Origin of the sequence: Amycolatopsis sp. NPDC059027, assembly GCF_042739735.1 — a bacterium.
GTDB lineage: Bacteria > Actinomycetota > Actinomycetes > Mycobacteriales > Pseudonocardiaceae > Amycolatopsis.
This window is the reverse complement of record NZ_JBHYIK010000023.1, coordinates 23090-28024: the sequence shown is the minus strand read 5'-3', so window position 1 is coordinate 28024 and position 4935 is coordinate 23090. Positions and strand designations below refer to the sequence as shown.

General features: G+C 72.4%; 4 protein-coding genes. 3 read left to right on the top strand and 1 reads right to left on the bottom strand.

Going from position 1 to position 4935, the window contains the following annotated elements:
• Positions 1 to 251: 251 nt before the first annotated feature.
• Positions 252 to 1136: a GGDEF domain-containing protein gene (locus ACFWY9_RS17815; protein WP_378328005.1), complete on the bottom strand. Its 885-nt coding sequence runs from the start codon at positions 1134 to 1136 to the stop codon at positions 252 to 254.
• A gap of 266 nt (positions 1137 to 1402) precedes the next feature.
• Here ACFWY9_RS17815 and ACFWY9_RS17810 point away from each other — a divergent pair, with 266 nt between their 5' ends.
• The 3 genes from ACFWY9_RS17810 to ACFWY9_RS17800 are packed head-to-tail and all read left to right on the top strand — an operon-like array spanning position 1403 to position 4728.
• Positions 1403 to 3640 carry a sigma-70 family RNA polymerase sigma factor gene (locus ACFWY9_RS17810; RefSeq protein ID WP_378328006.1) on the top strand — a complete coding sequence of 746 codons (2238 nt, stop codon included), beginning with the start codon at positions 1403 to 1405 and terminating at the stop codon, positions 3638 to 3640.
• Positions 3641 to 3650: 10 nt separating this feature from the next.
• Positions 3651 to 4160: a GtrA family protein gene (locus ACFWY9_RS17805; protein ID WP_378328007.1), complete on the top strand. Its 510-nt coding sequence runs from the start codon at positions 3651 to 3653 to the stop codon at positions 4158 to 4160.
• 37 nt (positions 4161 to 4197) lie between these two features.
• Positions 4198 to 4728, top strand: a complete 531-nt coding sequence (locus tag ACFWY9_RS17800; protein ID WP_378328008.1) for a GtrA family protein — start codon at positions 4198 to 4200, stop codon at positions 4726 to 4728.
• Positions 4729 to 4935 lie beyond the last annotated feature (207 nt).

The following is a 4935-nucleotide window of genomic DNA, read 5'->3' as shown; positions in this document are numbered from 1 at the left end:
CTTCTTCTCCATACACACACCCCCGCGCCCGCTCCCCCCGGGGTGGGGTCCCCCCCCTCTGACGCCCCCCCCCTCGCCGCCCCCACCGACCAAGGCCGCCAGCCGCCGGTGAAGCCAGGTTGACTGTCCCGAATTGGCGACGCGAAGAGCCGTGAGAAGAGAGCGGGCCGCGGGGGCCGCACCGAGGAACCCTCTGCTTCCCTCGGGGCGGCCCCCACGGGTCCGTTCGCCCATCCCGGGCCGGGCCGAGTTCAGGCCCGGGACAGACCGGCCAGTACGTCACAGGCGAGCTCGTGGGTCGCGGGCAGCCGGACGGCGCTGATCCGCGGGCTGCCGACCTCGGCGAGCTGCGCGTCCACCGAGAGCCGTTCGTGCACCGCCCGCCGCAGCGCGACCCCGCGCGAAGCGAGGCGGTCGTCGCGCGGCACCAGTGCCGCCACGACCGACGGTCCCAGCGAGGCAACGCTTTCTCCGCCGTCGAACACGGTCCGCAGCGCGTCGGCGGCGAGGATCATCCCGGTCAGCCGTGGCCAGCCGTCGACCGTGCTGAAGTCCAGTTCGACCACGAGCAGCACGAAGTCCTCGGCCACCGCGCGTTCCTCGCGCTCCGCTCTGCGGTACACCTCGGCGAGCCGGGTGCGCAGGTACGCGGCGGTTGGCAGACCGGTCAGCGGGTCGGTGACCTCGGTGTGCACGAGCTGGTCCGTCGCGACGTCCGCCCAGGCCAAGGCCGTCAGGCGGAGCAACCGCGCAGGGGTGGCGTCCACATCCGGAGCGACGAATCCGTCCACGACCGCGGGATCGGCGGAGCCGGCGAGCACGGCGTGCAGCGCCGCGAGGTCGGTCAGCGTCTCCGCAAGCCCGGCACCGGCGGCCGCACGGGCGCGGCCGAGCCCGGCCAGCGCGCGTTCCGCCGCCTCGCTGCCCACTGCGGGCTTCCCCTGTCTCACCACCGCGGCACACACCGCGTCGACCTCGGGCAGTCCCCAGTCGCTGGGGAACCGCCAGCCCGAAGCCAGGCTCGCGGTTCGCCACCGTGCTCGCAGCGCGCGCAGGGTCCGGTCCCGGTCGAACCGGTTCCGCGCCTCCTGCGAGTCCGTCACCCCGGACAGCGCCCCGGTCGCCGGCAGGTCCACTGGCCACCGCTCCTCTCGTCCGGTTCGGAGCGATCTTGTCGCGCTCCGAACAGGGGACGCGCCAGGCCCGGGTCCGTGACGGCGTTCCGGCGGGTTTTGTTGACCAAGGGCGCGGCGAGCCCGGGTGAACATATTGCGCTCTCCGGGTCAACACGCCGACCGCGAGGTGACGCGTGTCGCAGCTTCCGTCACACTTGTGCCGCGCAAGAGTCAAGGTAGGTATTGGCGGCCCGTCAGGCGGCCACCACCACCCGCAGAGGAGTCCCGTGTCCACCGTTCCCGCCGATCTCAGCGGTAAGAGCGACGCCGAGCTGATCGCCGAGGTCCGTGCCGGGCAGATCGCCTCCTACGGGCCGCTGTACGAGCGGCACACGGCCGCCGCGCACAACCTCGCCCGTCAGCTCGCGCGCTCCAGCTCCGAGGCCGACGACCTCGTCTCCGAGGCGTTCGCGAAGGTGCTGGACACGCTGCGCGCCGGCAAGGGACCCGAGACCGCGTTCCGCGCGTATCTGCTGACCGCGCTGCGCCACACCGCCTACGACAAGACCCGCAAGGACAAGCGCGTCGACCTCAACGAGGACATGACCGACGTCGGCGGCGCGGTCGGCGAGGCGCTGACCGTCCCGTTCTCCGACACCGCCGTCGCGGGGCTCGAGCGCACCATGGCCGCCAAGGCCTTCGCGCGGCTGCCCGAACGCTGGCAGGCCGTGCTCTGGCACACCGAGATCGAGCAGCAGAGCCCCGCCGAGGTCGCCCCGCTGCTGGGCCTGACCGCGAACGGCGTCTCGGCGCTCGCCTACCGCGCCCGCGAGGGTCTCCGCCAGGCCTATCTGCAGGTCCACCTGCAGGAGAACGGCGCGGAACGCTGCCGCGCCACCGCCGACCGGCTCGGTGCGTGGACCCGCGACGGACTGTCCAAACGCGAACGCAGCCAGGTCGAGAATCACCTGGACGAATGCGAGAAATGCCGCGCGCTCGCCGCCGAGCTCGCCGACATCAACGGCGGTCTGCGCGCGATCATCGCCCCGATCGTCCTCGGTGGCGCCGCGCTCGGCTACCTCGCCACGATCGGCGCGGCCAAGGCGAGCGCCACCACCGCGGCGGTCACCGGAGCGGCCGCCGCGGGAGCGACCGCGGGCGGAGCCAAGGCCGGTGCGGCGGCGGGCGCCGCGGCGGGCGGGCCACGGCAGTTCGCCGGTGTCGCCGCGTCCGGGACGGCCATCGCGGCGGCCGTCGTCGTCGCGCTCGTCGCCGGTGGCGGTACCCAGGACATCCCGGCGGCCGCCCAGGTCCCGCCGCCCGCGGCGCAACCCGCGCCGCAGCAGCCACCGCCGCAGCAGCCACCGGCCCAGCCGCCCGCTCAGCAGCAGCCACCGCCCGCGCCCCCGGCACCGCCGCCCGCGGCGCCCGCCCCGCCCGCGGTCCAGCCGCCGAACCCGGCCGCGCCGCCGGGGTCGCAGCCGCCGCCGACCACACCGCCCTCGCTCCCGAAACCGAACGTGTCCGCGACGACGCCGCCCGAGGGCGTCGTGCTGCAGCCGGGCGGCAAGCCCGCCAACCTGCCCATCACGGTGCGCAACGACGGCGCCGGCCCGTCCGACCCAGTGGTCGCCACGCTGAGGCTGCCGCCGGGGGTGCACGCGGTGCCCGCGGGGGGCGGCGGCGCCCCCGGCGCGAGCGGCTTCGCCATGGCCGCGCCCGAAACGATCAACGTCAACTGTCCCGGCGGGGACGGCACTGTCACCTGCCGGACCGGGACCGGCCTGCAGCCGGGCCAGTCCGCGGTCCTGATGTTCCTGCTGAAGGCCGACGACACCGCCAAACCCGGCAGCACGGTCGAGGGTTCGGTCACCGCGGGCGCTCAGGTCCATGTCGACCTGCGCGTGAACGTCGCGGTCAAGCCGCCGCCGGACGCGGTGACGCTGGAGGCCGAGAGCGACTGGCTGTCGGAACTCCCGTGGTGGCAGAAGCCGCGCATCTACGTCCGGGTGCACAACACCGGGCAGACGACCAAACCGGTCACCGTGACCTTCGACCATCCGCTGTCGAGCTGGTGGAGCCTGCGCGGTTTCCCATGCCGGCCGACCGCCGGTGGCGCGACCTGCACGACCACCGGCGCGCTCGCCCCTGGCCAGCACGTCAACCTGTGGGTCCAGCTGCGCGGGCGCCCGCCCGCGGGGCACCCGGTGACCGTCGGCGCCACACTGGGGACGGCCTCGGCGAAACCGGTCCCGGTGTACTTCGACTGGTGCCCGCCGGGGCAGCTCGCGCCGACGCCGCCGACATCGTCCACCGGGACAAGCGCCACGACGAGCCCCGGCAAGAGCACGCCGAAGAAGTCGCCGGGCCACACCGGCGTCCCGCCGGTGACGACGTCCGAAACGCCGCAGCCGAAGCAGTCTTCGGCACCGGCGACCACGAGCGCGCCGCCCCAGCCGGGCACTTCCACCACGCCGATCGGCCCGAGCCACCCTGGGAAGCATTTCGGCCTGCCGACGGGGTAGCGTCCGCGCGGTGCGGGAATTGCTGGGCAGGCACCGCGAGCTGATCCGGTTCGCGGTGGTCGGCGGGATGAGTTTCGTGATCACGCTGGCGGTGAACTACGGCCTGAAGTTCACCGTGCTGCGGGCGAATCCGCTGACGGCGCTGATCCTCGCGACGCTGGTGGCGACGATCTTCTCCTACGTCGCCAACCGCGAATGGTCCTTCCGCACCCGCGGCGGCCACGAACGGACGCACGAGGCGGCCCTGTTCTTCCTGTACAGCGGCATCGCGCTGGGCCTGAACTCGGTTCCGCTTGCCGTGTCCCGCTACGTGCTCCAGCTGCAGGTGCCGCACGTGACGTTCGCCGCGCAGGAAATCGCCGACTTCGTCAGCGGGATCGTGCTAGGGACGCTGCTGGGCACGGTCTTCCGCTGGTGGGCCTTCAAGAAATGGGTGTTCCCCGCCGAGGATGTCCGGCCACAGCGGAGGTCCGGGAACGACCCCGAGGATCCGGACATTCGCGACAGGATGGCCGCCTGAGCCATCGGCCCTGGTCAGCCTCTCCTAAACTGCGGAGGTGACCGTCGTCGAAACCGTGCTCAGCCGCACGCCCGAACCCCTGCGCTCGGTGCTGATCAAGCACCGGGAACTGCTCAAGTTCGCGATCGTGGGCGGCACGACCTTTCTGGTCGACAACGGCGTCTGGTACCTGCTGAAACTGAGCGTGCTGGAATCGAAGCCGACGACGGCGAAGGCGATCGCGATCATCGTGGCGACGATCGTGTCGTACATCCTCAACCGCGAGTGGTCCTTCCGGACCCGCGGCGGCCGGGAACGCACCCACGAGGCCGCGCTGTTCTTCGTGATCAGCGGCGTCGCCGTGGTGGTGAACCTGATCCCGCTCTACGCGTCGCGGTACGTGTTCCACCTGGAGACACCGCACGTGTCGAGGCTGGTCCAGGAGATCGCGGACTTCGCGAGCGGGTCGATCATCGGCATGCTGCTCGCGATGGTGTTCCGGTTCTGGGGCTTCAAGAAGTGGGTGTTCCCGGACGAGCTGGGCCAGCGGCGCCGCGACGGCGACCAGGTCACCCGCCTCCCCCGCTGACCGCTCCGCCCGGCTCGCGATAGCAAAGGTCCCTCGCTCCGCCCGGGCTCCTGCGCCCCAATGCGGTTTCTCGGTGCGGGCGGGCCTGGCGGGGTGAAAGTGCGGTGGCGCCAGTGTCCCGAAAGCTCCGTTGGGGGCGTAGTAAATGACCCATCGAAGCGTGGGCACAAAAAAAAACACCCCACGCCCCCCGGGCGATAAAAAAAA